This is a genomic window from Pseudomonas sp. BF-R-30 (genome assembly GCF_019956175.1).
Taxonomy (GTDB): domain Bacteria; phylum Pseudomonadota; class Gammaproteobacteria; order Pseudomonadales; family Pseudomonadaceae; genus Aquipseudomonas; species Aquipseudomonas jessenii.
Genome location: NZ_JAHBDE010000076.1, coordinates 60,934 through 87,230, shown reverse-complemented (window position 1 = coordinate 87,230; position 26,297 = coordinate 60,934). Strand labels below are relative to the sequence as shown.

Below are 26,297 nucleotides of genomic sequence, written 5' to 3'. Positions count from 1 at the left end.
CTCCATTGAATCCATTTAACCGCGCGCGGCGGCGATCTTGATCAGCTTGGCGTAGTAGAAGCCATCGTGGCCACCTTCCTGGGCCAGCAACTGGCGACCATGGGGCTGCTTGATGCCAGCCGCCGTGGCGAGGTCCAGTTCCCGGGCACCCGGCGTGCGGGCGAGGAAGGCTTCGATGACCTCGGTGTTCTCGGTCGGCAGCGTGGAACAGGTGGCGTACAGCAGGATGCCGCCGACCTCCAGGGTTTTCCACATGGCATCGAGCAACTCGCCCTGCAGCAGCGCCAGCGCGACGATGTCGTCGGGTTGGCGGGTCAGTTTGATATCCGGGTGACGACGAATCACACCGGTGGCCGAACATGGCGCGTCCAGCAGGATGCGTTGGAACGGCTTGCCGTCCCACCACGCCTGAGTGTCGCGGCCGTCGGCGGCAATCAGTTCGGCGCTCAGTTTCAGGCGTTCGAGGTTTTCCCGCACCCGCACCAGCCGCTTGGCTTCCAGGTCTACCGCCACGACGCCGGCCAGTTTTGGCTCGGCTTCGAGGATGTGGCAGGTCTTGCCACCTGGTGCACAGCAAGCGTCGAGCACCCGTTGGCCCGGCGCGAGGTCGAGCAGATCGGCAGCCAGTTGCGCGGCTTCGTCCTGCACGCTGATCCAGCCCTCGGCGAAACCCGGCAGGCTGCGCACATCGGCGGCGGCGTCGAGCACGATGCCGTCGCGGCTGTAGACACACGGCGTGGCGGCAATTCCCGCGTCAGTCAGCAAACCGAGGTAGGCATCACGGGTGTGATGGCGACGGTTGACCCGCAGGATCATAGGCGGATGCGCATTGTTCGCCGCGCAAATGGCTTCCCATTGATCTGGCCAGAACGCTTTCAAAGATTTCTGCAGCCAGCGTGGGTGAGCGGTGCGCACCACCGGATCACGTTCCAACTCGGCGAAAATCGTTTCGCTTTCGCGCTGAGCATTACGCAGCACAGCGTTGAGCAGCGCCTTGGCCCAGGGTTTTTTCAGCTTGTCGGCGCAACCGACGGTTTCACCAATGGCGGCATGGGCCGGGACACGGGTGTAGAGCAACTGATAGAGACCTACCAGCAACAGCGCCTCGACATCGGCGTCGGCAGCCTTGAACGGCTTCTGCAGCAGCTTGGCCGCCAACGCCGACAAACGTGGCTGCCAGCGCGCGGTGCCGAACGCCAGGTCCTGGGTAAAGCCGCGATCACGGTCCTCGACCTTGTCCAACTGCGTAGGCAGCGAACTGTTGAGCGAGGCTTTTCCGTTCAGGACGGCAGCGAGTGCCTTGGCGGCGGCCAGACGCGGATTCATTGAGCGTCCGCCACTTGGCCGAGGACAGTGCCGGTGGCGAATTTCTCGCGACGGCTGTTGAACAGATCGCTGAAGTTCAGCGCCTTGCCACCGGGCAATTGCAGACGGGTCAGGCACAAGGCCTGCTCGCCGCACGCGACGATAAGACCGTCCTTGCTGGCGCCGAGGATTTCACCCGGGGCGCCTTTGCCTTCGGCGAGGTTTGCGGCCAGTACTTTCAGGGCTTCGCCGTTCAAGGTGCTGTGGGTAATGGGCCACGGGTTGAAGGCACGGACCAGACGCTCCAGCTCAACCGCCGGGCGACTCCAGTCGATGCGTGCTTCGTCCTTGTTCAATTTGTGCGCATAGGTAGCGAGGCTGTCGTCCTGCACTTCGCCCTCCAGGGTTCCGTCGGCGAGGCCGGCAATCGCCTGGACTACAGCCGGCGGGCCCATTTCGGCCAGGCGATCGTGCAGGCTGCCGCCGGTATCTTCGGCGCTGATCGGCGTGGCGACTTTCAGCAACATCGGCCCGGTGTCGAGGCCGGCTTCCATGCGCATCACGGTCACGCCACTTTCGGCGTCGCCCGCCTCCACGGCGCGCTGGATCGGTGCCGCACCACGCCAGCGTGGCAGCAGTGAGGCGTGGCTGTTGATGCAACCCAGGCGCGGAATATCCAGCACCACTTGCGGCAGGATCAGGCCGTAGGCGACCACCACCATCAAGTCCGGCTTCAGTGCAGCCAGTTCAGCCTGAGCATCTTCGTTGCGCAGAGTGGGCGGTTGCAGCACCGGGATATTGTTCTCCAGAGCAAGCTGCTTGACCGGGCTCGGCATCAGTTTTTGCCCGCGACCGGCCGGACGATCCGGTTGGGTGTAGACCGCAACGATCTCGTAAGGGCTGTCGAGCAGGGCCTTGAGATGTTCGGCGGCGAATTCGGGGGTGCCGGCAAAGACGATGCGCAGTGGCTCAGTCATGGGTGTTCTCTATTGCAAAGCATCTTGAAAAGAAAAAGGCTTGCCGCGGCAAGCCTTTGAAGGAGGGCATCAAGCGTTTTGGCGATGCTGTTTTTCCAGCTTCTTCTTGATGCGGTCGCGTTTGAGCGTCGACAGGTAATCGACGAACAATTTGCCGTTGAGGTGGTCGCATTCATGCTGGATGCACACCGCGAGCAGGCCTTCGGCGATCAGTTCGTAGGGTTGGCCATCGCGGTCCAGCGCCTTGACCTTGACCCTTTGCGGGCGATCGACGTTTTCATAGAAGCCGGGTACCGAAAGGCAGCCTTCCTGGTATTGCTCCATCTCGTCGGTCAGGGGTTCGAACTCGGGGTTGATGAACACTCGCGGTTCGGTGCGGTCTTCGGAGAGGTCCATCACGACGATACGTTTGTGCACGTTGACCTGGGTAGCGGCGAGGCCGATGCCAGGCGCTTCATACATTGTTTCAAACATGTCGTCGACCAACTGACGCACTTCGTCGTCCACTACGGCCACTGGCTTGGCGATAGTGCGCAGACGCGGATCAGGGAATTCGAGGATGTTTAAAATGGCCATAAGCTTGATAAGTGCACGTGTGAAGTAAGGTCGGGTCGATGGCCTGGCGGTCCGAAGAGGCAGGCTACCGTTGTAAAACGTAGCTCCCTTTTGTTGACAAGCAAGCCGGGAGCGAGCCACTGACGGCTCTGGCGTTTCACGCGAATGCACATAATAAAGGGATTCACCGCATGAGGAAATCACTACTCGCCCTGCTGCTCCTGGCTTCGGTAGGTTGGGCGTACGGGCAAGGGCAGCTTCGGGAAGAGATTCCCACCATAAAGCTGTCGCCTCAGGTTCGCAGCAGCCCGGTGACCGAGGCTATCCCCAGCATTGCTCTGAAGTCGATCAACAGCTTTCTGCTGAGCAACCGCATCGTCGACAAGGCCGAGGAATTCGACAAGGCGCCTTACATCGTCGCTGGTGATTCCGAACGGGTGCTCAGCGGCGCGGGTGACCGCATCTTTGCCCGCGGCCATTTCGATCCGGCGCAACCGGCGTACGGTATCTTCCGCCAAGGCAAGGTCTACACCGATCCGCAGAGCAAGGAAATTCTGGGGATCAACGCCGACGATATCGGCGGCGGCGATGTCGTGGCCATCGAAGGTGACGTTGCCACCCTGGAGTTGCTGCGCACGACTCAGGAGGTCCGCCTCGGCGATCGCTTGTTCAGCGGTGAAGAGCGCGCGATCAACTCGACCTTCACGCCCAGCGCACCGAGCCACGAAATCAACGGTTTGATCATCGATGTACCGCGTGGGGTCACGCAGATTGGCGAGTTGGATGTGGTAACGCTGAACAAGGGTCAGCGCGACGGTCTGGCCGAAGGCAATCTGCTGGCGGTAATGAAAACCGGTGAAACCGTAAGGGACCGGATCACTGGCCAGCCATTGAAAATTCCTGATGAGCGCGCCGGTTTGCTGATGGTTTTCCGTACCTACGACAAACTCAGTTATGGGCTGGTGCTCAGCGCCTCGCGCTCACTGTCGGTGATGGACAAGGTACGAAATCCGTAAGAGTGCTTCACAAGTTACCAACAGAGTTATCCACAGCTTATTCCCGTTTGTACGGGTGCTCATAACGATCAAGGATGATCCATGTCGATGCCTACTGTTACACCGGTTTCCCCCGCGGAACTGGAAGCTCGATTACGTCTGCACCGTTTGCCGGAACTCGGTCCTGCGCGTTTCAAGAAACTGCTCGAAGCCTTCGGTTCGGCATCCAAAGCCATCAGCGCGCCAGCCAGTGCCTGGCGCGCGCTGGGTTTGCCACTGGCCTGTTCCGAGACCAGGCGTAGCACTGAGATCCGTGACGGCGCCAGTCATGCATTGGCCTGGCTGGAGCGCCCGGCCCAGCATTTACTGATGTGGGACCAACCGGACTACCCGGCACTGCTGGCACAAATCAGCGATGCGCCACCGCTGTTATTTGTCGCGGGCGATCCGGGCATTCTGGAAAAACCACAACTGGCGATGGTCGGCAGCCGTCGCGCTTCCCGGCCAGGAATGGACACCGCTGCCGCGTTTTCCCGCAGCCTGGCGGGTGCCGGTTTTGTCATTACCAGCGGCCTGGCCCTGGGTATTGACGCCGCCGCGCACCAGGCCGCGCTCGACGTCGGCGGGCAAACGGTCGGTGTGCTCGGCACGGGGCTCGAGAAGTTTTATCCACAGCGAAATAGACGCCTGGCGGACGCCATGATCGCTTCGGGCAGCGCAGTGCTTTCGGAGTTTCCGCTGGATGCAGGTCCCAGCGCCAGCAACTTCCCACGGCGCAATCGCATTATCAGTGGTTTGTCCCTCGGAGTGCTGGTGGTCGAAGCCAGTGTCGCCAGCGGTTCACTGATCACCGCGAGGCTGGCGGCGGAACAGGGGCGCGAGGTGTTTGCGATGCCCGGGTCGATCCATCACCCTGGCGCCCGCGGCTGTCATCAGTTGATTCGGGACGGTGCGGTGCTGGTGGAAACCATCGAACATATCCTCGAAGCCTTGCGCGGTTGGCAACGACTGTCGTTATCCACAGAAACCTGCCCCCCTGCGACGACTCACCCACTGCTGAAACTGCTGCATGCCGCGCCTCACACCAGTGAAGCGCTGGCCGACGCAAGCGGCTGGGCCTTGCCGAAAGTGCTGGCGGCGTTGACGGAACTGGAAATGGATGGCCGCGCCGTGTGCGAAAACGGGCGCTGGTTTGCACGGGTGAGCTAGGTTTTATAAACAAGATCGGTAAACTGCGCAGAGCCTTAGTCTGGAGTGTTTTTCATGGTCAACAGTTGGCGTGTGCAACAAGCCGCGCAAGCAATTCGCGCCGGGGCGGTGATTGCCTACCCAACCGAAGCAGTCTGGGGCCTGGGTTGCGACCCGTGGGACATCGATGCGGTGGAACGTCTGCTGCTGATCAAGGGCCGCTCTGTGGAAAAGGGGCTGATTCTGGTCGCCGACAACATCCGTCAGTTCGATTTCCTCTTCGAAGACTTCCCCGAGTTGTGGATGGACCGCATGGCCAGTACCTGGCCGGGTCCGAACACCTGGTTGGTGCCGCACCAGAACCTGCTGCCGGAGTGGATTACCGGCGTGCATGAAACCGTGGCGCTGCGGGTCAGCGATCACCCGCTGGTGCGGGATTTGTGCGCGCTGGTCGGGCCGCTGGTGTCGACGTCGGCCAATCCGCAGGGGCGCCCGGCGGCACGTACGCGGATTCGCGTCGAACAGTATTTCCGTGGCCAGGTGGATCTGGTGCTGGGCGGAAACCTGGGCGGACGCAAGAACCCCAGCGTGATTCGCGATCTGGCGACCGGAAAGGTTGTGCGCCCCGATTGAGACCGAGTTGACCCCTTCGCGAGCAAGCCCGCTCCCACAGGGGATTTGTATTCGACACAGAAACCCTGTGGGAGCGAGCTTGCTCGCGATGGCGTCAGTCAGGGCAACAAAACAACCGAGCCCGTCGTGCGCCGCGCCGACAACTCGGTCTGCGCCTTCGCCGCGTCAGCCAGTGGATAACGCTGGCTGATGTCCACGGTCAGCTTGCCGCCGATGATCATCTCGAACAATTCATCGGCCATGCGTTGCAGGTTTTCGGCGTTGTTCGCATAAGTGCCCAGGGTTGGCCGGGTCACGTACAGCGAGCCTTTCCCCGCCAGGATCCCCAGGTTCACGCCGTCGACCGCGCCGGACGCATTGCCGAAACTCACCACCAGCCCACGCGGCGCGACGCTGTCGAGTGAAGTCAGCCAGGTGTCCTTGCCAACGCCGTCGTACACCACCGGGACTTTTTTGCCGTCGGTCAATTCCAGCACACGTTGCGCGACATTTTCATGGCTGTAATCGATGGTCGCCCAGGCACCGTTGGCCTTGGCCAGCGCGGCTTTCTCCGCCGAGCTGACAGTGCCGATCAGCTTCACGCCCAAGGCCTTGGCCCATTGGCAGGCCAGGGAACCGACCCCACCGGCCGCGGCATGGAACAGGATGGTTTCGCCACCCTTGAGTTCATAAGTCTGACGCAGCAGGTATTGCACGGTCAGGCCCTTGAGCATGACGCCAGCGGCCTGTTCGAAGCTGATGGCGTCCGGCAGTTTCACCAGATTGGCTTCGGGTAAGACGTGAATATCGCTGTAGGCGCCCAGCGGCCCGCTGCCATAGGCCACGCGATCGCCGATCTTGAAGCGGATCACGTCGCTGCCCACTGCCTCGACCACGCCCGCACCCTCTGAACCGACGCCCGACGGCAGGGACGGCGGTGGATACAAACCGCTGCGGTAGTAGGTGTCGATGAAGTTCAGGCCGATGGCCTTGTTGGTCACGCGTACTTCCTTCGGACCTGGCTCGGCGGGTTGGTAATCCACATATTCGAGCACTTCGGGGCCGCCATGGGCGCGGAACTGGATACGCTTTGCCATCAGAACTCTCCATAGGTCGTTTTACCAAGCTCCCTATCGGACTCCTAAGCTTGATCTTCGTCAACTGCGGCGGGGTGACTTGCGATGGTATGCTACGCGCCCATTTGCGCAGGCTGAGCTCCAATGGAGCGCCGCGTTGTTTTGCCCGATTCAAGGTGATGACATGACGACCCGCACCGAGGCCGTAAAAGCCTACCTGCTCGACCTGCAAGACCGTATTTGCGCCGCCCTGGAAGCCGAAGACGGTGGCACGCAATTCGTCGAAGACGCCTGGACCAGGCCGGCGGGCGGTGGCGGTCGCACCCGTGTGATAGAAAACGGCGCGGTGATTGAAAAGGGTGGCGTCAACTTTTCCCATGTCTTCGGCAGTGGTCTTCCACCGTCTGCCAGCGCCCATCGACCGGAACTGGCCGGCCGCGGCTTCGAAGCCCTCGGCGTGTCGCTGGTCATCCACCCGCACAACCCGCATGTGCCGACTTCCCACGCCAACGTGCGTTTTTTCATCGCCGAAAAAGAAGGTGAAGAGCCGGTCTGGTGGTTCGGTGGCGGCTTCGACCTGACCCCGTATTACGGCAACGAAGAAGACTGCATCCACTGGCACCGCGTGGCCGAGCAGGCCTGCGCGCCGTTCGGCCCGGACGTCTACCCGCGTTACAAGGCCTGGTGCGACAGCTACTTCCACATCAAGCATCGTCACGAGCCGCGTGGCATCGGCGGCCTGTTTTTCGACGACCTGAACGAGTGGGACTTCGACACCAGCTTCGCCTTCATGCGTGCTATCGGTGACGCGTACATCGACGCTTACCTGCCCATCGTGCAGCGCCGCAAGAACGATGCGTTCACCGCCAAGCAGCGTGAGTTCCAGGAGTTCCGCCGTGGCCGCTACGTTGAATTCAACCTGGTCTACGACCGTGGCACGTTGTTCGGCCTGCAATCGGGTGGGCGTACCGAGTCGATCTTGATGTCGCTGCCGCCGCAAGTGCGCTGGGGCTACGACTGGAAAGCCGAGCCTGGCAGTGAAGAAGCGCGTCTGACCGAGTACTTCCTGCAAGACCGCGATTGGTTGGCCGAAGCCTGAACGAGGAATCCTGATGGACCGTTATGTCGTATTCGGTAACCCGATTGGCCACAGCAAGTCGCCGCTGATCCATCGGCTGTTCGCCGAGCAGACCGCGCAGAAACTGGATTACAACACGCTGCTGGCGCCACTCGACGACTTTTCCACCTGTGCCCGGCGGTTTTTCCTCGAAGGACGCGGCGCCAACGTGACGGTGCCGTTCAAGGAAGAAGCCTATCGGCTGGCGAACAGCCTGACGGCGCGGGCACAACGGGCCGGAGCGGTGAACACCCTGAGCAAACTGGCCGATGGCAGTCTGCTGGGCGACAACACCGACGGTGCCGGGCTGGTGCGGGACCTGACGGTCAACGCCGGGTTCAGCCTCAAGGGCAAACGCATCCTGCTGCTCGGTGCTGGCGGTGCGGTGCGCGGTGCTTTGGAGCCATTGCTGGCCGAGCAACCGGCATCGGTGATCATCGCCAACCGCACGGTGGACAAGGCCGAGCTGCTGGCGGAACTGTTCTGCGATCTGGGGCCGATCTCGGCCAGCGGCTACGACTGGTTGCAGGAGTCGGTGGACTTGATCATCAACGCGACCTCGGCGAGCCTGACCGGTGATGTGCCGCCTATTGCCCCCAGTTTGATTGAGCCTGGCAAAACGGTGTGCTACGACATGATGTACGGCAAGGAACCGACCTCGTTCTGCCGCTGGGCCAGCGAACACGGGGCGGCGGTGTCGATGGATGGTTTGGGCATGCTAGCCGAGCAAGCGGCGGAAGCATTCTTCCTGTGGCGCGGCGTGCGCCCGGATACGGCGCCGGTGCTGGCTGAGTTGCGTCGACAGTTGGCCTTGTAACCTACTGTAGGAGCGAGCTTGCTCGCGAAAAACCTGAGGGCATCTGTTTTTGCGCGTAATCGTTCACGACCTTCGCGAGCTAGCTCGCTCCTACAGTGAGTGGTATTTCAGTCCTCAAACCGGATCGGGCATTTCTCCGCCCCTTCCAGCTTCCTCAACTCTTCCACCACCTGCGGTCGGGCCCGGCGCAAGGTGAGGCTGCGATCTTGACGCAGTAGCCGCCGCGCTTCCTGGTGCAGCATTTCCACCCCAGAGTAATCGATGAAGTTGATCTGCTGCGCCTCGATCACCACGCGCGCGCCGTGCATGCGTTGCAGGCGTACTTGCAGGTAATGGCTGGCGCCGAAAAAAATCGAGCCCCCCACCCGCAGAATGTCTTCCTCGCCATCTCGCACATGCTGCACCCGTGGTTGCGATGTGCGTTTGAGGTAGAAAAAAAGCGAGGCCAACACGCCGGCGTAGATCGCCGTCTGCAACTCCAGCAGCAGCGTGGCGACGCAGGTCAGCGCCATGACCACAAATTCGGCGCGGCTGACCCGCAACAACGCGCGAATGCCGCGATGGTCCACCAGTCCCCAGGCGATCAACAGAATGCTGCCGGCCATGGCTGGAATCGGGATGTGCGCGATCAGGCTAGCGCCGAATATCGCAAACAGCGCCACCCACAATGCCGAAAAAATCCCGGCCAGCGGCGAACAGGCCCCCGCTTCGTAGCTCAGGCCTGAGCGAGTGAAGGAGCCGGCCGACAGCGATCCGGAAAAAAACGCACCGACGATGTTCGACAAGCCCTGGGCGCGGACTTCCTGATTCGCGTCGAGTAATTGCTGCGAACGTGCCGAGATCGAGCGGGCGATCGACAGGCTGGTTACTAGCCCGAGCATACCGACCGCCACCGCGCTGGGCAGCAGGCGCAGGATCAGATCAAGGTCCAGGGGCAACGGACTGAAGGGCGGCAGTTTGCCGGTGAAGGCGCTTACCAGTTGCACATGGCCGAACATTGATGGCCAGAGCCAAACCAGCAAGCCGCCGAGAATCAGGGTGATCAAGAGCGTCGGCCAGCGTGGCAGCAGCAGTTTGAGGATCACGCCGACCACCACGGTCGCCAGACCCAGCGCCAGCGAAGGTTTGTCCATTTCGCCGAGATGGCGCAACAACGTGATGAAACTATCCAGCGCGGTGGCCTGGCTGGGCAAGTCCAGCCCCAGCAGGTTAGGCAATTGACCGATGGCAATCACAACGGCAGCACCCAGGGTGAAGCCGAGTACCACCGAGTGCGAGACGAAATTCACCAGCGCGCCGAACCGCAGCAAACCCAGCAGCCACTGAAAGATGCCGGCAAGAAACGTCAGCAACAGGATCAGCATGACGTAGTCCTGCGACGCTGGAACGGCCAGAGGACTGACACTGGCATACAGGACAATGGAGATGGCGGCCGTAGGACCGCAGATCAAATGCCACGACGAACCCCAGAGGCAGGCGATCAGAACGGGGATGATTGCGGCGTACAGGCCGTATTCCGGTGGCAGGCCGGCGATCAGTGCGTAGGCAATGGATTGCGGCAACGCGAGGATCGCGCCGCTGAGGCCGACGATCAGGTCGCGCCCGACACTGGCGCGGGTTTGCCGGGGTAGCCAGGTGAGGAAAGGGAAGAGTGAATGGCGGCTGGGAAGGGCCATGGGTCCTCTCGGGTGGGGATTTTGCGCAAGGGTAGCAGGACAAGGCGATCATTGTGGCGAGGGGGCTCGCCCCCGTTGGACGGCGCAGCCGTCCCAAAACCATTGAATGTGGTTTATCAGGTAGACCGCATTCAATGGTTTTACGATCGCTTCGCAATCGAACGGGGCGGTGCGGCGGTCCGACAAGCCCCCTCGCCACAAAGACCATATCGCCTCTGGTTTAGAGTTTGGCTTTGACCGCTGGCAAAGCATCCTTGCCATCCACTGTCTTCACCCCATCGAGCCATTTATCCAGCACGGCCGGGTTGGCCTTGATCCACGCCTTGGCCGCGTCGGCATTGCTGACCTTCTTGTTCACCACCTCGGCCATGATGCTGTTTTCCATCTCCTGAGTGAAACTCAGGTTGGTCAGCAGTTTGCCGACGTTCGGGCAGGCCTGTGCATAACCTTTTCGGGTCAGGGTATGCACGCTGCCGGTGTCACCGAAGTATTTCTCGCCACCCTTCAGATAGTGCATTTTCAGCTGCACGTTCATCGGGTGCGGGGTCCAGCCGAGGAAGGTCACGAATTTCTGTTTTTTCACCGCGCGGGACACTTCCGCCAGCATCGCCTGCTCGCTGGACTCGACCAGTTTCCACTGGCCCATGTCGAAATCGTTTTTCTTGATGATCTCTTGCAGTGAGATATTCGCCGGTGCACCGGAGCCGATGCCATAGATCTTGTGGTCGAACTTGTCGGCGTACTTGTTCAGGTCGGCAAAGTTATGCACACCCGCGTCCCACACGTAGTCCGGGACAGCGAGGGTGAATTCGGTGCCGTCGAGGTTCTTCGCCAGTTGCGTGACATCGCCGCTTGCGACGAATTTGTCGTAGAAGCCCTGCTGCGCCGGCATCCAGTTACCCAGGAACACATCGACCTGGCCGTCCTTCAACCCGCCAAAGGTGATCGGCACCGCGAGGGTGTCGACCTTGGCCTTGTAGCCCATGCCGTCCAGCAGAAACCCGGTGATGGCGTTGGTCGCGGCGATGTCGCTCCAGCCCGGGTCGGCCATCTTCACCGTCTCGCAACTCTGATCGGCAAACGCCGAGGCACTGCCCAGAGCCAGGAGCCCGACCGTCAGTACTGTGGATAACCTTTGCATGGACTTCCCCTTAACATTATTGGTTTTGGCAGGGTTGTGGATAACGTGCTTTACGTTCCAGATCGTCGAGGTCGATGTGGTTACGCATGTACTGCTGACTGGCGTCCACCAGCGGCTGGTGATCCCAGCTCTTGAGCTTGCCGAGGGTCAGCGCCTCGGCCACGAAGCGTCGGCGCCGCTGGCTGGCGAGCACCTGCTGGTGAATCGCCGGAATGTTCCATTTGGCCCGCGCTTCGGCGAGAAAATCGTCGAACAACTGGCGATGTTGCGGCGAATGACTGAGTTCTTCCAGTTCGCGAGGGTCATTCTGTACGTCGAAGAGTAGGCAAGGGTCGTCTTCGCTATAGATGAATTTGTAGGCACCGCGACGGATCATCATCAACGGGCTGACGGTGCCTTCGGCCATGTATTCACCGAACACTTCATCGTGGCCGCCCTGCCCTTGCAGGTGCGGAACCAGCGAGCGGCCGTCCAGCGGCAAGCCCGGTTCCAGCGAGCCGCCGGCCAGTTCGACGAATGTCGGCAACAGGTCCGCCGTGGAAACACTGGCGCTGACCCGGCCGGCGCCGAACTGCCCCGGTGCGCTGACCAACAGCGGCACCCGTGCGGCCATTTCATACCAGTGCATTTTGTACCAGAGGCCGCGCTCGCCGAGCATGTCGCCGTGGTCACCGGAAAACACGATGATGGTGTCATCGATCAGCCCGGTATCTTCGAGGGTTTGCAGGAGTTTGCCGACGTTGCTGTCGATATAGCTGCACGCGCCGAAATAGGCGCGACGGGCATCGCGGATCTTATCCACAGGCAGCGGCTTGTCCCACAGGTCGTAGACCTTGAGCAGACGTTGCGAATGCGGATCGAGGTCATGCGGGTCAGGGGTTGTAGGCAGCGGGATATCGGCATCGTCGTACAAATCCCAGAAAGCTTTGGGAATGGTGTACGGATCGTGCGGGTGAGTCATCGAAACGGTCAGGCAGAACGGCTGGTCGCCATCCTCGCGGATATGGTCGAACAGGTACTGCTGGGCCTTGAACACCACCTCTTCGTCGAAATCCAGTTGATTGGTGCGTACGCACGGGCCGGCTTGCAGCACCGATGACATGTTGTGATACCAGGTCGGGCGCACGTCCGGTTCATCCCAGTTTACCGCCCAGCCATAGTCGGCCGGGTAAATGTCACTGGTCAGGCGTTCTTCGTAGCCGTGCAACTGGTCTGGCCCGCAGAAATGCATCTTGCCCGACAGGGCGGTGCGGTATCCGAGACGGCGCAGGTAATGGGCGTAGGTCGGTACGTCAGCGGGGAAATCGGCGGCGTTGTCGTAGGCGCCGATCTTGCTCGGCAACTGGCCGCTAACCAGTGTGAAACGCGATGGCGCGCACAATGGGCTGTTGCAATAGGCTGAGTCAAACACCACGCCTTGTGCGGCGAGGCGACTGAGATTGGGCAGTTTGATGGGCGATGGGCCGTAGAACGGCAACATTGGCGCGGCCATTTGATCGGCCATGATGAAAAGAATGTTCTTGCGCTTCATGTGATCGCGGCATTCCATAGTGGATGTTTATGCGAGAGTGCTGGCGTTGAGAATGAAACCCTCGCACCTTGCGGTAAAGCCCATACGCGGCAATGACTAGGATAAGCACAGCTTATGTATGACGCCCTTGGTGACCTGTCACTGGATCTGCTTCGCGCCTTCGAAGCGGCGGCCCGTCAGCGCAGCTTCACAGCGGCGGCGGTTGAACTGGGCACCACGCAACCGGCCATCAGCCAGCAGATCAAGCGCCTGGAACAACAACTGGCAACACGCCTGTTCGACCGCATTTATCGCGGAATCGAACTGACAGAGGCTGGGCAGATTCTATTTGAGCAGGTTCAGCTCGGTTTGCAGAATATCGACGCAGGATTGAGCGCAATCAGCGCGCAGCAACAGCATGAAGTGCTGCAGGTGGCCACGGATTTTGCCTTCGCCGCCTATTGGTTGATGCCGCGTCTGCACCGCTTTCACGCGGCCAATCCGCAGGTGGATGTCAGCCTGGTCACCAGTGAACGCAGCCATAACATGCTACGTACCGATATCGATGTGGCGGTGCTGTTCGGCGATGGCCGCTTCAAGCAGGGTGAAAGCCATTGGCTGTTCAGCGAGGAAGTGTTTCCGGTGTGCAGCCCGCAGCTGTTGAGCGAGCGTCCACTGCCCTTGCCAGCCCAGGCATTGCTGGAGTTCCCTTTGTTGCACCTGCGTGGGGAACACAGCAGTAACTGGTTCGACTGGAGTGGTGTGTTCCGCGAGCTGGGCATCACCTCGCCCCCGGCGCCCGGGCAGTTGCGCTTCGATAATTACACCTTGCTGATTCAGGCGGCGATTGGCGGCCAGGGCGTGGCCATCGGCTGGCGCCACCTTGTGGATAACTTGCTGGCGCAAGGGTTGTTGTGTCGACCGATCGGCGAAACGGTGATGTCGAGGCTGGGTTACTACGTGGTTCTGCCCCAGCGCAAAAGACGCGGAGCATTGATCCAGCAGTTTGTGGATTGGTTGATGGCGGAACAGGCCAGCAGTGCGCAATCGCTCAACGGCCTGACGCTGCCGTCCATTGCGGTTTAACTGTCGGTTGCGATGAAGTTGACGTGCTCGCCGATGTGCAGGTTCAGGTGCAATTCATCGGCAATGCCCACGGCAGTGCGGGCCAGCCGTTTGAGCGGTTCAACCAACCCCGGTTCGGGGTTGCCACCGATGTTGGCAAAGTGTTCTATGGTCAGCCCTGGTACCCCGCGCGGTTCGTTAACCAGCGTCCACTTCAAAGGACTGCTTTGCAGTGCCTCGCGGATTTCCTCGGCGGCGTGACGTTGCAAGCTATCCTCGGTTTCCGGGTCGTCCAGCACGTCGAAATCACCCACCAGAAACAATCGGGCGATGTTTGCTGCCTGCATGCCATCGATGAGCGCATCCACTGCCAGCACCTGCTCGACCGGGCCGGGCACGATGGTTTTTTCCACGTGTTCGCTATTGAACGGTAACCCTGGTGCGTCCAGTAAGCAGATAACCACTGAACTGCCGGCCACACTCTGCTTGACCCGTTGCGCGTCGAACAGGTCGCCAGTCTTGGTGCGCAGCCCCGGGCGGGGTGCCAGCGCCGTCAGGTCATCGAGAATCGCGATCACTTCATGCTGGCGTCGCAGCATTTCAGCCATCAGCGCACTGCCCAGGCTACTCATGGCACCATAAAGCACCACTTTCACGACGGGGGTTTCGGCATTTTTCATGGCTGGGCTTCCTGTTTTCCAGCGTCTGTATAACGTTTGACCCGCAGGAAACGGCGAGGGTTCGAACAACTTTCAGAGGGATTCAGATGCAGCAGATAACGGGCTACCACGCCCACGTTTATTTCGATGCCAACACGATCTCGCAGGCGCGAGCCTTATGTGAACGGGCGGCGCAATTGTTTCCATTGAAAATGGGCCGCGTGCACGAGCGCCCGGTCGGTCCACACCCGGACTGGAGCTGCCAGTTGGCGTTCGAACCGCAGGTGCTGGGCGACGTTCTGCCGTGGCTGGCGCTGAACCGCAAGGGGCTGGTGGTGTTCCTGCACCCGGACACCGGCGACGATTTGCTTGACCACACCGAGCACGCGATCTGGATGGGCGCGATTCGGCCGCTGAACCTGTCTGTTTTTTGATCAGAGTGTTTCTTCAGCCTCGCCGGGCAAATGTTCGTCCAGATGCAGCCACGGCAAGCGGCTGTCGGTCCAGATGTGCCGCTCGGCTGGTGCTTGCTCAGGATGGTCGAGGGTGGCGATGGTCAAGTCGATGCTTTCCGGGCTTAGTTGCGTCGCTAGTGCCAGTTGCGCCCCACAGTGGCCGCAGAAATATCGCGCACAGGTGGATGAAGAATCGTACCGCGACGGCGTCCCGGCCAGCCATTGAAAGGCGGATGCCGGCACGGTTATCCAGGTAGTCACGATGCCGCCGCTGACCCGTCGGCAAATCGAACAATGACAGTGGGCGATATCGTGCAGCGGCCCGCTGAATTGATAGCGCAGTTGCCCGCAATGGCAGCCGCCGGTGTGAATTTTGTTCATGGCATTCCTCCCGATGCGTAATTACCGACGCCTTCGCGAGCAAGCCCGCTCCCACATTGGCTTTGTGTACGACACAGATCCAGTGTGGGAGCGGGCTTGCTCGCGAAGGCCGTAACTCGGTTCACCTTCATGCCCCAGTCCGACGACCGGTTGTACTTCCGGTCAACGCGTTCATCGCCGAAAGCTGGCTGAAAGCTTCCCCGATTAGGATCGCCCCCACTACCGGCAACAGACCGGTTGGCCAATGCCAGCGTTTTATCGCTCGCACAGCCCATTTAACAACAACAATGGTGATTCTGATGTCCTCTTCCATCCGCCGCTTCGCTGCAACTCCGCCCGTACGTCTCGTGCTTCCCGTTCTGCGCTGATCCCGCCTGATCCGCCCATTCCCTAGCCGCGCTACGCCTGGAGTATTCCCATGCTGACTTTCCTTGGCTTCGCCATGGTCATCACGTTCATGTTCCTGATCATGACCAAGCGCCTGTCTGCGCTGATCGCCCTGATCATCATTCCAATCATCTTTGCCCTGTTCGGCGGTTTTTCGCCGAAGATCGGTCCGATGATGCTCGAAGGCATTACCAAGCTTGCGCCAACCGGCGTGATGTTGATGTTCGCTATCTTGTACTTCGCCCTGATGATCGACTCCGGCCTGTTCGACCCGGCCGTGCGCAAGATCCTCAAACTGGTCAAGGGCGACCCGCTGAAAGTTTCGGTCGGCACCGCCGTTCTGGCGCTCGTTGTCTCCCTCGATGGTGACGGCGCGACCACTTATATGATCTGCGTGGCCGCCATGCTGCCGCTCTACAGCCGTATCGGCATGAGCCCGCGAATCATGGCCGGCCTGATCATCCTCGCCGGTGGCGTGATGAACATGACCCCATGGGGTGGCCCGACCGCTCGCGCCGCCAGTGCGTTGCATGTGGATCCGTCCGACATCTTCGTACCGATGATTCCTGCGATGCTGGCTGGTGTGGTGGCGATCCTGGTCATTGCCTACTTCTACGGCAAGCGTGAACGTGCGCGTCTGGGTGAACTGCACCTGGTGGGCGATGAAATCGACCACAGTGAAATCAGCGTTTCGCAGTTCCCGGATGCCCGTCGTCCGAAGCTGATCTGGTTCAACGGCGCCCTGACCCTGGCCCTGATGTGCACCCTGATCGCCGGCCTGCTGCCGTTGCCGGTACTGTTCATGGTGGCGTTCAGTATCGCCATGATCGTCAACTACCCTTGCCTGCAACAGCAGAAGGATCGCGTCGCGGCTCACGCCGGTAGCGTACTGGCGGTGGTCGGGTTGATCTTTGCGGCCGGTATCTTCACCGGTATCCTGACCGGCACCGGGATGGTCGACGCCATGTCGAAGAGCCTGTTGGCGGTGATTCCGGATTTCCTCGGCCCGTACCTGGCAGTGATCACGGCACTGGTAAGCATGCCGTTCACTTTCTTCATGTCGAACGATGCATTTTATTACGGCGTGTTACCGGTACTTGCCGAAGCCGCCAGCCATTACGGTATAACCGCAGTGGAAATGGCACGTGCCTCGATCGTCGGTCAGCCCGTCCACCTGTTGAGCCCGCTGGTTCCATCGACCTACCTGTTGGTGGCCCTGGCTGGCATCGACTTCGGTGACCACCAGCGCTTCACTCTCAAGTGGGCAGTGCTGGTTTGTATCTGCATACTGATTGCTGCACTGCTGTTGGGGACTTTCCCGGTGTTCAGCACTCTATAAGCCCAAGACTCACCACTTCGGGTCCAGGCTTCGCTGTTTGAAGCCCGGGCCCGTTTTGGTTTAACAATCGCTCAAAGGAATACACATGGAATGGCTGACCAACCCTGAAATCTGGGTTGCCTTCTTCACCCTGACCGCCCTGGAAATCGTCCTGGGTATCGATAACATCATCATGATTTCGATCCTGGTCAGCCGCATGCCCAAACACATGCAGGCGCGCACCCGGATTTTCGGTCTGGCGCTGGCCATGATCACGCGAATCCTGCTTCTGCTGTCGATCACCTGGGTCATGCGCCTGACGGCGGACCTGTTCGTAGTATTCGACCAGGGTATTTCCGGACGCGACCTGATCCTGTTCTTCGGTGGTCTGTTCCTGTTGTGGAAGAGCTCGCAAGAGATGTACCACGCGCTGGAAGGTGAAGACGAAACCAACGAAGAGCCTTCGGGCAAGGGCGGCAACTTCCTCTACACCATCATCCAGATCGCGATCATCGACATCGTGTTCTCCCTGGACTCGGTGATCACCGCAGTCGGCATGGTCTCCCACGTACCGGTCATGGTTGCGGCAATCATCGTGGCCGTACTGGTGATGATGTGGGCATCTGGCACCATCAGTGAGTTCATCGACAAGCACCCGTCGCTGAAAATGCTGGCGCTGTCGTTCCTGCTGATCGTCGGTACGGTGCTGATTGCCGAATCCCTGGACGTGCACGTGCCAAAAGGCTACGTCTACTTCGCCATGGCGTTCTCGCTGGCGGTGGAAGCGATCAACATCAAGATGCGCACTGCCATCGCGAAAAAGAAGAAACAGCAGGATCCGGTAAGGCTGCGCAAGGACATCCCGGGCCAGTAACCCGGTAGTACGCAACACCCTGTGGGAGCGGGCTTGCTCGCGAAAGCGGTGTGTCAGACAACATTAATGTCGACTGACACGACGCCTTCGCGAGCAAGCCCGCTCCCACTTTGTTTTTGCGGGTTGCTTAAACCGGATTTCATGACAGTTTTGTTTCAATCGCGTCTTTGGCTATGCGATGCTGGCGCGCAGACCGTTAGCCAACTACAGCTTAAGTACAGAACGTAGAACGTCGCGCGGTACCGTCAACTTGCTCCTTTGGGGCGCTACACCACAGGGGGTCATTATGCTCACCCTGCTCAATTTGCTTTCTGCCGTGGCCCTGCTGATCTGGGGCACGCACATCGTCCGAACCGGCATCCTGCGGGTCTACGGCACCAACTTGCGCCATGTCATCAGCCATAACATGTCCAACCGCTGGCTGGCTTTCCTCTCCGGGATCGCCGTGACGGCGATGGTCCAGAGCAGCAACGCCACCGCCATGCTGGTCACCTCCTTTGTCGGCCAGGGCCTGATGGCGCTTACGCCAGCGTTGGTCACCATGCTCGGTGCCGATGTCGGTACGGCCCTGATGGCGCGGGTGCTGACGTTCGATCTGTCGTGGTTGTCGCCGTTGCTGATTTTTGCCGGGGTGATCTTCTTTCTGTCGCGCAAGCAGACCCGACTCGGACAGATGGGCCGTGTCGCCATTGGCTTGGGGTTGATCATTCTGGCGCTGCAACTGATTGTTGAAGCCGCGCACCCGATTACCCATGCCAAAGGGGTGAAGGTGATTTTCGCCTCGCTCACCGGCGATATCCTGCTCGACGCCCTGGTCGGCGCGCTGTTCGCGATGCTTTCCTATTCCAGCCTGGCCGCTGTATTGCTCACCGCGACCCTGGCGGGCGCCAACGTGATCAGCCTGCCGGTGGCCATCGGGCTCGTGATCGGCGCCAATATCGGCAGCGGCATACTCGCGTTCCTCAGCACCAGCATGCAGAACGCCGCCGGGCGCCAAGTGGCGCTGGGCAGCCTGCTGTACAAACTGATTGGTCTTTTACTGATCATTCCAGTGCTCGATCCGCTGGTGCACTGGCTCGATGGCCTGGATTTCAGCCCTCAGGAAATGGTCATTGGCTTTCACCTGCTCTACAACATCGCGCGTTGCCTGATCTTGCTGCCCAGTGTTGGGCCGATGGCCAGGTTTTGTGCCTGGGTGCTGCCGGAGCGCCCGCTAGTCAACGGTACGGCCAAGCCCCGACACCTTGACCCCACGGCGTTGGTCACCCCCGGTTTGGCGCTGGCCAACGCAGCCCGGGAAACCCTGCGCATGGGCGACCTGATCGACAACATGCTCGAAGCCATGCTCGACGTGTTGCGCGGAAAGCAAACCGCCGTCACCCAGGAAATGCGGCGCCTGACCGATGATGTCGAAGCGCTCTACAGCGCGATCAAGTTGTATCTGGCGCAAATGCCCCGGGAAGATCTCAGCGATCAGGACAGCCGGCGTTGGGCGGAAATCATCGAACTGGCGATCAACCTGAAACTGGCCAGCGACTTGATCGAACGCATGCTGCGCAAGGTCCAGCAGCAGAAAACCTCGCAGCGCCGGTCGTTTTCCGAAGTGGGGCTGGACGAATTGACCGGGCTGCAAACTCAGTTGATTTCCAACCTGCGGCTCGGGATGTCGGTGTTTCTCAGTGGCGACCCGGAAAGTGCCCGCCAGCTGGTGCGTGAAAAACGTCGTTTCCGCGCACAGGAACGGCGCCTGGCTCACGCTCATGTCAGCCGCTTGCAACGTAAAATCGTGCAAAGTATCGAAACCAGTTCGTTGCACCTGGAGCTGATCGCCGACATGAAGCGTCTTAATTCGCTGTTTTGCAGCAGTGCCTACGTGGTGCTGGAAACATCGGACACAGGTGCGCTGGTGGTCGACGATTTGAGTGACATCACTCATTCACCCTGAACGTCCACAGTTGCCTGAAGTCTGTTGAACTTACGCTAGCCGTACGGAAGCTCGTTATGCGTTGTCTGTTGTTCGCCTGCCTGTTGCTTGGTTCATTCCCGTCATTCGCCCTGGATCGCTTCCAGGTCGAGGGCTACACCCTGCGCAACGGTTTGCAGTTGCTGCTCAAGCCCGGCACTGACCACGGGCATGTGGCGATCCGGCTGGTGGTCGGCGTTGGCCTGGACGATTTCAAGTGCGAAGAAAAGGAGTTGCCGCATCTGCTGGAACACTTGTTGTTCAGCGGTATCGACGCCAGCGGCGAAGGCGGCCTGGAAGAAAGCATGCAGGCTCTGGGCGGCGAGTGGAACGCGTTCACCAGTAATGCCGATACGACTTTCGTCATCGAAGCCCCGGCGAAAAACCAGCGCAAGGTTCTCGACCTGTTGCTGGCGCTGCTGACCCAGACCCGCTTCGACGACAGTGCCATCAACGCGGCCAAGCAAGTGGTCGAGCGTGAAGACGGCGGCCATTACTCGCACCTGCAACGCTGGCTCGATCGTCAGGACCTCGGCCACACGGCCAGCAAACAACTGGCCGTGGAATTGGGCCTCAAATGCCCGGAGCGTGCGCAAGTCGATGACCTGACCCGTGAACAACTGGAGCAGGTGCGCAAGGACTGGTATGCGCCGAACAACATGACCCTGATCGTGGTCGGCGACCTCGACAAGTTGCTGCCATCCTATCTGGAGCGGGCGTATGGCGCGCTGGAAGCGATCACCCCTGGCGAGCATCCGCCGCTGCCGCAAATCCAGGCCAGCGCCACCCATGAGCGCACCTTGACCCACAGTCTGGTCGGCAACGGCGCCAAGTTGCACTGGCTGGTGCCGGAGCCGGTACTGGAGGATGGGCACGATGAAACCTTCGATTTGCTCAAGGACTATCTGGATTGGGCGCTTTATCGCCAGTTACGCCTGGCTCACGGTTTGTCCTACGGCCCGTGGGCGGAGCGCGAGGTGTTCGGCGGCGTAGGTTTCATGAGCCTCAACGCCGACCTTGAGCGCGACGCCGTGGCCGATGCCGAACAAGTACTCGAGGACCTGAAGGCCGGCCTGCTCAAGGACGGCCTCAATGCCGACACCTTCAACCGCCTCAAGCAGGCCGCGATTGCCCGCCAGGCCTGGGCCGTACAAGGCAACAGCGCGTTGGCCGACTACTACTGGAGCGCGATCGGTAACTACGAGGACGGTCACTTCACCAACCCGGCCCGGGAGCTGCAAGGGGTGACCCTGGAAGAAGCGAACAAGGCCGTGCGCGAATTGCTCCTGCAACCAGGGTATTTGCGGATCGAGAAGCCTTTGTTCAGTTATGACCAGTTGATGTGGCTGGTGGTCGGTGGGGTGGGCTTGATCGTGTTGATGTTGGTGGGCTGGCGTTTGCACCGCAGGAAGTAACCATTCCATGTGACAACGGACTGAGAGGCCTTGCCGGTTCCCTGTGGGAGCGAGCTTGCTCGCGATAGCGGATTGTCAGCCGCCGAAAATGTTGGATGTGCCGGCCTCATCGCGAACCCTCGCCACAGCGCCGCACCAGCGGTACCCTGTCGAGGTTTTTTCCTACGACGACTGTGAAACCAACGAATGCAAAACCTATCCCTTTTCGTACAGCGCATCCTTGATTTGATGAAGCGGTACCCTGGGGTCATTGCGCTCTTTGGTTTCATCTCCGGGGTGGGCAGTTTCATTCTGGTCGATCGCCAGCAAGGCCTGGCGAGCTGGATCACCACCATCATGCTGATCAGCTGGATCTGGCTGATGCTGGAAAACAGCCTGACCAAGCTGTTCACGCGCATCTTCAAGCGCGAAATACCGGAACCGTTGTTGCGTTACGCAACGCAGATGATCCATCAGGAAAGCCTGTTCTTTGTCCTGCCGTTCTTCTTCATCACCACGACGTGGAACAGCGGCCAGTTGTTTTTCACCGGGTTGCTGGGCGTGGCGGCGCTGATTTCGATCGTCGACCCGCTTTACTACAAGTGGCTGGCTCCACGGCGCTGGGCGTTTCTGGCCCTGCACACCCTGACCCTGTTCGCCGCGCTGCTCACCGCATTGCCGGTGATCATGCACCTGACCACCGCGCAAAGTTTCAAATGGGCACTGGGTATCTCGGTGCTGCTGTCGTTCCCGAGCCTGGCGTCGATCTTCCCGATTCGTACCCTGCGCAATGCGCTGGCGATCTTGAGTATCACCCTGGGCATCGGCGCCGTTGGTTGGGAGCTGCGCTCGTGGGTGCCGCCGGCGACGCTGTGGATGACCGACGTGGCCATCAGTACGCAAATGCAGGATCGCACACCCGGTGCCAGCCTCGACGAAGTCAGCGCCGAACAGATCCGTAATGGCGGGCTTTACGCGTACACCGCGATCAACGCCCCGCGTGGCCTGGACGAACGGATTTATCACGTCTGGAAGTTCAACGGTAAAGAGGTCGACCGCATTCCCCTGGATATTCGTGGCGGGCGCAAGGAAGGTTACCGGGCCTGGACCCACAAGCAGAACTTCCCGGGCAACCCGGCCGGTAAATGGCAGGTTCGGGTCCTGACCGAAGATGGCCAGGTCATTGGCGTGCTTCGCTTCAAGGTCACGGACAGCACAGCGATCAAAGAAAAGTAGTCCGGTTCGTGCTATTACGTAGAGCTGCGTAATCACTGAACAAGCACGGAGCTTATGATCAGCAGCACGATGGCCGGCAACGCCCGATTGGACTCCTCGATTACCCCTGCGCGGTTGCGGGTGACGGGCGACTGGACGCTTGCCCATTACGCTGACCTCAAGCTGTTGAGCGAAAAACTCCACGGCCAGTACGACGCCAACACCCCCATCGACCTCAATGGTCTCGGCGCCCTCGACACCGCCGGTGCCTCGCTGTTGGTCGAGCTGCTCGGCTCCGAGCGCCTCGGTCGTTCTGCCGAACATCCTGATTGCACACTCTCTGCTGCGGATCGGGCGTTGCTGCAAACCGTCTACTGCTCGTTGACCGATTTCTGCGTACCGATCAAGGAACCGGAAGTCAGCGTTTCCATTCAGTTGCTGACCCGCATTGGCCGCGCGGTGGACACTGTCTGGCAGGACACCCTGCAACTGCTGGGTTTCGTCGGCCTGATCATCGAAACCATCGTCCGCGGCCTGTTCCGTCCCAAGCGCTGGCGCGTCACGCCGATGATCGCCCATATCGAACAGACCGGTCTCGACGCCGCCCCCATCGTTGCGTTGCTGACTTTTCTGGTGGGCGCCGTGGTGGCGTTTCTCGGGTCGACGGTGCTGGCCACTTTCGGCGCCACCGTCTTCACCGTGGACCTGGTGGGGTTTGCCTTCCTGCGCGAATTCGGTGTGCTGCTGACCGCGATCCTGATGGCCGGGCGCACCGCCAGTGCGTTCACGGCGCAAATCGGTTCGATGAAGGCCAACGAAGAAATCGACGCCATCCGCACCCTGGGCCTCGATCCCGTGGAGTTGCTGGTGGTGCCGCGGGTCCTGGCGTTGCTGATCGCCCTTCCGATGCTGACCTTCCTGGCGATGCTGTCAGGGATTATCGGCGGTGCCGTGGTCTGCGCGGTGGCGCTGGATATCTCGCCAGCGATGTTCCTGTCGCTGCTGCAAACGGACATCGGCGTTCAGCACTTTCTGGTGGGGATCGTCAAAGCGCCGGTGTTCGCCTTCCTCATCGCCGCCATCGGTTGCCTCGAAGGCTTCAAGGTCAGTGGCAGCGCTGAGTCTGTGGGCGCGCACACCACGTCGAGTGTGGTGCAGTCGATTTTCGTGGTGATCGTGATGGATGCGATCGCCGCGATGTTTTTCATGGAGATGGGTTGGTGAGTCGTATCCCCAGAGCGCCCTCCGAGGCGGTGATCGAAGTCCGTGGGTTGTGCAACCGTTTTGGAAGCCAGAGCGTGCACGAGAACCTCGACCTGGACTTGTACAAGGGCGAGATCCTCGCCGTGGTCGGCGGCTCCGGCAGCGGCAAGTCGGTGCTGCTGCGCAGCATTGTCGGGTTGCGCCAGCCCAGCGAAGGCGTGGTGAAAGTTTTCGGGAAAAACCTGCCGACCTTGTCCGAGCACGAGCGTTCGCTGGTGGAGCGGCGATTCGGCGTGCTGTTCCAGAAAGGCGCGCTGTTCTCTTCACTGACGGTGACCGAGAACGTCGCCCTGCCGCTGATCGAACACGCCGGCTTGAGCCGCAACGACGCCGAGCACCTGGCGGCGGTGAAAATGGCCTTGGCCGGGTTACCGCTGTCGGCCGCAGAGAAGTACCCCTCGTCGCTGTCCGGCGGCATGATCAAGCGCGCCGCGCTGGCCCGGGCATTGGCACTGGACCCGGACATCCTGTTTCTCGACGAACCCACCGCCGGTCTCGACCCGATCGGCGCCGCCGCGTTCGACCAATTGATCCTGACCCTGCGCGATGCTTTGGGCCTGAGTGTCTTTCTGGTGACCCACGATCTCGACACGCTCTACACCATCACTGACCGGGTGGCGGTGCTGGCGCAGAAAAAAGTGCTGGTGGCGGACGCCATCGACAAGGTTTCGGAAACCAACGATGCGTGGATTCACGAATACTTCCATGGCCCTCGTGGCCGCGCGGCATTGACGGCCGCCCAACAGCTCAACGAGGTCTGACATGGAAACCCGAGCCCATCATGTATTGATCGGCCTGTTCACCGTGATTGTGGTGACGGCCGCGCTGCTGTTCGGCCTGTGGCTGGCCAAGTCCAGTGTCGACACCGAGTTCAAGGACTACGAAGTCGTGTTCAACGAGGCGGTCAGCGGTTTGTCCCAAGGTAGCTCGGTACAGTACAGCGGGATCAAGGTCGGCGACGTGATCTCGCTGCGCCTGGACCCGAAAGACCCGCGCCGGGTGCTGGCGCGAATTCGCTTGGCCGGCGATACCCCGGTCAAGGAGGACACCCAGGCCAAACTGGCCCTGACCGGCGTCACCGGGACTTCGATCATCCAACTCAGCGGCGGCACACCACAGAGTCCGACGCTCAAGGGCAAGGACGGTAACCTGCCGACCATCGTCGCCTCGCCCTCGCCCATCGCCCGGCTGCTCAATGACAGCGAAGACCTGATGGCCGGGGTGAGTACGCTGATGCATAACGCCAATCTGATGTTCTCCACGGAAAACATCGAGCGCATCAGCAACACCCTGGAGCACCTGGAGCAAACCACCGGGGCCATTGCCGATCAGCGCGGCGATATCCGCCAGACCATGCAGCAACTGGCCTCGGTGGGTAAGCAGGCCAACACCATGCTGGAGCAGACGACGGCGTTGATGCGCAATGCCAACGGGCTGCTCAACGAGCATGGCAAGGAAGCGCTGGGCAGCGCCGAGCAGGCGATGAAGTCGCTGCAGGAGAGCAGCGCCACCCTCAACAAACTGATCACCGCCAATCAGGATTCGCTCAACAGCGGCATGCAAGGCCTTAATGGCCTGGGCCCGGCGGTCCGTGAGATGCGCGAAACCCTGAGTTCGTTGCGCACCATCACCACACGCCTGGAAGCCAACCCCAGCGGTTACCTGCTGGGCAGTGACAAGACCAAGGAATTTACGCCATGAAGCTGATTCGGATTGCCCTCCTCGCTGGCTTCACATTGATCAGTTCGTGCTCGATCCTGCCCAAGCCCGAGCCCTTCGAGGTCTATCGATTGCCGTCGGCCCAGAGCGCATCGGCCAGCCATGGCACGCCGCAGCGCTGGTCGCTGCGCCTGAGCAAACTCCAGTCCAGCGAAGCGTTGAACAGTCCGAACATTGCCGTAATTCCCCAGGGCGATGTGATCAGCCACTACAAGGGTTCACGCTGGAGCGACCCGGCGCCGGTGCTGGTGCGCAATCGCCTGCTGGAAGGTTTCCAGCATGACGGGCGGGTGCCGCTGCTGAGCACCGATGACAGCATTTTCCAGACCGATCTTGAATTGGGCGGCAGCCTGCAGGCGTTCCAGACTGAATACCAGGGCACGAATGCCAGCGCGGTCGTGCGTCTGGATGCATTGCTGGTGCGCAGTTACGACCAGCGCATCCTCGCCAGCCGCCGCTTTGAAGTGCGCCAGCCGTTGAGCAATGTGCAAGTCCCGGCGGTGGTGGCCGGGTTCGGTCAGGCGAGCGATCAGTTGACCGTGCAGGTGGTGAGCTGGGCGGTTGAGCAAGGACAGAAACTCGCCCCGCCGCCCAGACCTTGAGGAAGTACACCGTCCCCTGTGGGAGCGGGCTTG

The 26,297-nt window shown here is 60.6% G+C and carries 24 protein-coding genes and 1 pseudogene; 16 read left to right on the top strand and 9 right to left on the bottom strand.

Annotated elements, in window-relative coordinates; all coding sequences use genetic code 11:
• Positions 1-15 precede the first annotated feature (15 nt).
• From rsmB to def, 3 genes are all read right to left on the bottom strand, one after another.
• The gene (gene rsmB / locus KGB20_RS28405; protein WP_090452281.1) at positions 16-1,326 is read right to left on the bottom strand and encodes a 16S rRNA (cytosine(967)-C(5))-methyltransferase RsmB; all 1,311 of its coding nucleotides are present in this window, start codon (positions 1,324-1,326) and stop codon (positions 16-18) included.
• A complete protein-coding gene (gene fmt, locus KGB20_RS28400) occupies positions 1,323-2,282 on the bottom strand; it encodes a methionyl-tRNA formyltransferase (RefSeq protein ID WP_154909735.1) in 960 nt (319 codons plus the stop codon). Before fmt ends, rsmB begins: the two co-directional genes overlap by 4 nt.
• A gap of 69 nt (positions 2,283-2,351) precedes the next feature.
• Positions 2,352-2,858: a peptide deformylase gene (gene def, locus KGB20_RS28395; protein WP_150812665.1), complete on the bottom strand. Its 507-nt coding sequence runs from the start codon at positions 2,856-2,858 to the stop codon at positions 2,352-2,354.
• Positions 2,859-3,100: 242 nt separating this feature from the next.
• On the opposite strand from def, the pseudogene KGB20_RS28390 reads away from it, so the two are divergent.
• The 3 genes and pseudogenes from KGB20_RS28390 to KGB20_RS28380 form a co-directional block, all read left to right on the top strand.
• Positions 3,101-3,853, top strand: a pseudogene (locus KGB20_RS28390) (peptidoglycan-binding protein); the annotation flags it as partial.
• Positions 3,854-3,934: 81 nt separating this feature from the next.
• A complete protein-coding gene (gene dprA / locus KGB20_RS28385) occupies positions 3,935-5,041 on the top strand; it encodes a DNA-processing protein DprA (protein WP_154909731.1) in 1,107 nt (368 codons plus the stop codon).
• A gap of 54 nt (positions 5,042-5,095) precedes the next feature.
• On the top strand, positions 5,096-5,653 hold the full coding sequence (locus KGB20_RS28380; RefSeq protein WP_150812662.1) for an L-threonylcarbamoyladenylate synthase: 558 nt from the start codon (positions 5,096-5,098) through the stop codon (positions 5,651-5,653).
• 98 nt (positions 5,654-5,751) lie between these two features.
• Here KGB20_RS28380 and KGB20_RS28375 read toward each other — a convergent pair whose 3' ends face one another.
• Positions 5,752-6,729 (bottom strand): NADPH:quinone reductase, encoded by a 978-nt coding sequence (locus tag KGB20_RS28375; protein WP_154946667.1) that lies wholly within the window; start codon positions 6,727-6,729, stop codon positions 5,752-5,754.
• 163 nt (positions 6,730-6,892) lie between these two features.
• Between KGB20_RS28375 and hemF the strand changes: the two genes are divergently transcribed.
• Positions 6,893-7,807, top strand: coding sequence for an oxygen-dependent coproporphyrinogen oxidase (gene hemF, locus KGB20_RS28370; RefSeq protein WP_057716534.1), 915 nt, complete (start codon positions 6,893-6,895; stop codon positions 7,805-7,807).
• Positions 7,808-7,820: 13 nt separating this feature from the next.
• Complete coding sequence (gene aroE, locus KGB20_RS28365; RefSeq protein ID WP_090452288.1) at positions 7,821-8,642, top strand: shikimate dehydrogenase; 822 nt, start codon at positions 7,821-7,823, stop codon at positions 8,640-8,642.
• 107 nt (positions 8,643-8,749) lie between these two features.
• Here the strand turns inward: aroE and KGB20_RS28360 are convergent, their stop codons facing one another.
• The 3 genes from KGB20_RS28360 to betC form a co-directional block, all read right to left on the bottom strand.
• The gene (locus tag KGB20_RS28360; protein WP_057712637.1) at positions 8,750-10,318 is read right to left on the bottom strand and encodes a SulP family inorganic anion transporter; all 1,569 of its coding nucleotides are present in this window, start codon (positions 10,316-10,318) and stop codon (positions 8,750-8,752) included.
• A 220-nt stretch (positions 10,319-10,538) separates the two neighbouring features.
• A complete protein-coding gene (gene choX, locus KGB20_RS28355) occupies positions 10,539-11,459 on the bottom strand; it encodes a choline ABC transporter substrate-binding protein (protein ID WP_154860837.1) in 921 nt (306 codons plus the stop codon).
• A 16-nt stretch (positions 11,460-11,475) separates the two neighbouring features.
• Positions 11,476-12,990 (bottom strand): choline-sulfatase, encoded by a 1,515-nt coding sequence (betC, locus tag KGB20_RS28350; protein ID WP_057712635.1) that lies wholly within the window; start codon positions 12,988-12,990, stop codon positions 11,476-11,478.
• Between the two features lie 114 nt (positions 12,991-13,104).
• Between betC and KGB20_RS28345 the strand changes: the two genes are divergently transcribed.
• Positions 13,105-14,055 (top strand): choline sulfate utilization transcriptional regulator, encoded by a 951-nt coding sequence (locus KGB20_RS28345; RefSeq protein WP_150812660.1) that lies wholly within the window; start codon positions 13,105-13,107, stop codon positions 14,053-14,055.
• Here the strand turns inward: KGB20_RS28345 and KGB20_RS28340 are convergent.
• Positions 14,052-14,714 carry an NAD(P)-dependent oxidoreductase gene (locus KGB20_RS28340; protein ID WP_154860836.1) on the bottom strand — a complete coding sequence of 221 codons (663 nt, stop codon included), beginning with the start codon at positions 14,712-14,714 and terminating at the stop codon, positions 14,052-14,054. The genes KGB20_RS28345 and KGB20_RS28340 overlap by 4 nt on opposite strands.
• 86 nt (positions 14,715-14,800) lie before the next feature.
• On the opposite strand from KGB20_RS28340, the gene KGB20_RS28335 reads away from it, so the two are divergent.
• Complete coding sequence (locus KGB20_RS28335) at positions 14,801-15,127, top strand: DOPA 4,5-dioxygenase family protein (protein ID WP_154860835.1); 327 nt, start codon at positions 14,801-14,803, stop codon at positions 15,125-15,127.
• Here KGB20_RS28335 and KGB20_RS28330 read toward each other — a convergent pair whose 3' ends face one another.
• Positions 15,128-15,529 (bottom strand): GFA family protein, encoded by a 402-nt coding sequence (locus tag KGB20_RS28330; RefSeq protein ID WP_150812658.1) that lies wholly within the window; start codon positions 15,527-15,529, stop codon positions 15,128-15,130. It abuts the gene before it with no gap.
• 418 nt (positions 15,530-15,947) lie between these two features.
• On the opposite strand from KGB20_RS28330, the gene KGB20_RS28325 reads away from it, so the two are divergent.
• The 9 genes from KGB20_RS28325 to KGB20_RS28285 all read left to right on the top strand — a co-directional run bounded on the left by KGB20_RS28325 (position 15,948) and on the right by KGB20_RS28285 (position 26,264).
• The gene (locus tag KGB20_RS28325; protein WP_008045759.1) at positions 15,948-17,255 is read left to right on the top strand and encodes a CitMHS family transporter; all 1,308 of its coding nucleotides are present in this window, start codon (positions 15,948-15,950) and stop codon (positions 17,253-17,255) included.
• Between the two features lie 85 nt (positions 17,256-17,340).
• Positions 17,341-18,108: a TerC family protein gene (locus KGB20_RS28320; protein ID WP_150812657.1), complete on the top strand. Its 768-nt coding sequence runs from the start codon at positions 17,341-17,343 to the stop codon at positions 18,106-18,108.
• Between the two features lie 286 nt (positions 18,109-18,394).
• Positions 18,395-20,053 carry a Na/Pi cotransporter family protein gene (locus tag KGB20_RS28315; protein WP_150812656.1) on the top strand — a complete coding sequence of 553 codons (1,659 nt, stop codon included), beginning with the start codon at positions 18,395-18,397 and terminating at the stop codon, positions 20,051-20,053.
• Positions 20,054-20,109: 56 nt separating this feature from the next.
• The gene (locus KGB20_RS28310) at positions 20,110-21,486 is read left to right on the top strand and encodes a M16 family metallopeptidase (protein WP_154860834.1); all 1,377 of its coding nucleotides are present in this window, start codon (positions 20,110-20,112) and stop codon (positions 21,484-21,486) included.
• 186 nt (positions 21,487-21,672) lie between these two features.
• Entirely contained in the window at positions 21,673-22,701 is a 1,029-nt protein-coding gene (locus KGB20_RS28305; protein ID WP_102669507.1) for a DUF5924 family protein, read from the top strand.
• Between the two features lie 54 nt (positions 22,702-22,755).
• Complete coding sequence (locus tag KGB20_RS28300; RefSeq protein WP_150812654.1) at positions 22,756-23,904, top strand: ABC transporter permease; 1,149 nt, start codon at positions 22,756-22,758, stop codon at positions 23,902-23,904.
• Entirely contained in the window at positions 23,901-24,704 is an 804-nt protein-coding gene (locus KGB20_RS28295) for an ABC transporter ATP-binding protein (protein ID WP_057712625.1), read from the top strand. The genes KGB20_RS28300 and KGB20_RS28295 overlap by 4 nt, the downstream gene beginning before the upstream one ends.
• A gap of 1 nt (position 24,705) precedes the next feature.
• The gene (locus KGB20_RS28290; protein ID WP_090452304.1) at positions 24,706-25,644 is read left to right on the top strand and encodes an MlaD family protein; all 939 of its coding nucleotides are present in this window, start codon (positions 24,706-24,708) and stop codon (positions 25,642-25,644) included.
• Positions 25,641-26,264, top strand: coding sequence for an ABC-type transport auxiliary lipoprotein family protein (locus KGB20_RS28285; protein ID WP_154860833.1), 624 nt, complete (start codon positions 25,641-25,643; stop codon positions 26,262-26,264). The genes KGB20_RS28290 and KGB20_RS28285 overlap by 4 nt, the downstream gene beginning before the upstream one ends.
• Positions 26,265-26,297: the final 33 nt, after the last annotated feature.

What these genes read in the sequence shown, in the direction of transcription:
- KGB20_RS28340 (WP_154860836.1), bottom strand. Translation starts at nt 14,714, where the DNA reads ATGAAAAATGCCGAAACCCCCGTCGTGAAAGTGGTGCTTTATGGTGCC.
- fmt (WP_154909735.1), bottom strand. Translation starts at nt 2,282, where the DNA reads ATGACTGAGCCACTGCGCATCGTCTTTGCCGGCACCCCCGAATTCGCC.
- KGB20_RS28325 (WP_008045759.1), top strand. Translation starts at nt 15,948, where the DNA reads ATGCTGACTTTCCTTGGCTTCGCCATGGTCATCACGTTCATGTTCCTG.
- KGB20_RS28320 (WP_150812657.1), top strand. Translation starts at nt 17,341, where the DNA reads ATGGAATGGCTGACCAACCCTGAAATCTGGGTTGCCTTCTTCACCCTG.
- KGB20_RS28335 (WP_154860835.1), top strand. Translation starts at nt 14,801, where the DNA reads ATGCAGCAGATAACGGGCTACCACGCCCACGTTTATTTCGATGCCAAC.
- choX (WP_154860837.1), bottom strand. Translation starts at nt 11,459, where the DNA reads ATGCAAAGGTTATCCACAGTACTGACGGTCGGGCTCCTGGCTCTGGGC.
- rsmB (WP_090452281.1), bottom strand. Translation starts at nt 1,326, where the DNA reads ATGAATCCGCGTCTGGCCGCCGCCAAGGCACTCGCTGCCGTCCTGAAC.
- betC (WP_057712635.1), bottom strand. Translation starts at nt 12,990, where the DNA reads ATGAAGCGCAAGAACATTCTTTTCATCATGGCCGATCAAATGGCCGCG.
- def (WP_150812665.1), bottom strand. Translation starts at nt 2,858, where the DNA reads ATGGCCATTTTAAACATCCTCGAATTCCCTGATCCGCGTCTGCGCACT.
- hemF (WP_057716534.1), top strand. Translation starts at nt 6,893, where the DNA reads ATGACGACCCGCACCGAGGCCGTAAAAGCCTACCTGCTCGACCTGCAA.
- KGB20_RS28345 (WP_150812660.1), top strand. Translation starts at nt 13,105, where the DNA reads ATGTATGACGCCCTTGGTGACCTGTCACTGGATCTGCTTCGCGCCTTC.
- KGB20_RS28300 (WP_150812654.1), top strand. Translation starts at nt 22,756, where the DNA reads ATGATCAGCAGCACGATGGCCGGCAACGCCCGATTGGACTCCTCGATT.
- KGB20_RS28315 (WP_150812656.1), top strand. Translation starts at nt 18,395, where the DNA reads ATGCTCACCCTGCTCAATTTGCTTTCTGCCGTGGCCCTGCTGATCTGG.
- KGB20_RS28375 (WP_154946667.1), bottom strand. Translation starts at nt 6,729, where the DNA reads ATGGCAAAGCGTATCCAGTTCCGCGCCCATGGCGGCCCCGAAGTGCTC.
- KGB20_RS28360 (WP_057712637.1), bottom strand. Translation starts at nt 10,318, where the DNA reads ATGGCCCTTCCCAGCCGCCATTCACTCTTCCCTTTCCTCACCTGGCTA.
- KGB20_RS28330 (WP_150812658.1), bottom strand. Translation starts at nt 15,529, where the DNA reads ATGAACAAAATTCACACCGGCGGCTGCCATTGCGGGCAACTGCGCTAT.
- KGB20_RS28380 (WP_150812662.1), top strand. Translation starts at nt 5,096, where the DNA reads ATGGTCAACAGTTGGCGTGTGCAACAAGCCGCGCAAGCAATTCGCGCC.
- KGB20_RS28290 (WP_090452304.1), top strand. Translation starts at nt 24,706, where the DNA reads ATGGAAACCCGAGCCCATCATGTATTGATCGGCCTGTTCACCGTGATT.
- KGB20_RS28310 (WP_154860834.1), top strand. Translation starts at nt 20,110, where the DNA reads ATGCGTTGTCTGTTGTTCGCCTGCCTGTTGCTTGGTTCATTCCCGTCA.
- aroE (WP_090452288.1), top strand. Translation starts at nt 7,821, where the DNA reads ATGGACCGTTATGTCGTATTCGGTAACCCGATTGGCCACAGCAAGTCG.
- KGB20_RS28305 (WP_102669507.1), top strand. Translation starts at nt 21,673, where the DNA reads ATGCAAAACCTATCCCTTTTCGTACAGCGCATCCTTGATTTGATGAAG.
- dprA (WP_154909731.1), top strand. Translation starts at nt 3,935, where the DNA reads ATGTCGATGCCTACTGTTACACCGGTTTCCCCCGCGGAACTGGAAGCT.
- KGB20_RS28285 (WP_154860833.1), top strand. Translation starts at nt 25,641, where the DNA reads ATGAAGCTGATTCGGATTGCCCTCCTCGCTGGCTTCACATTGATCAGT.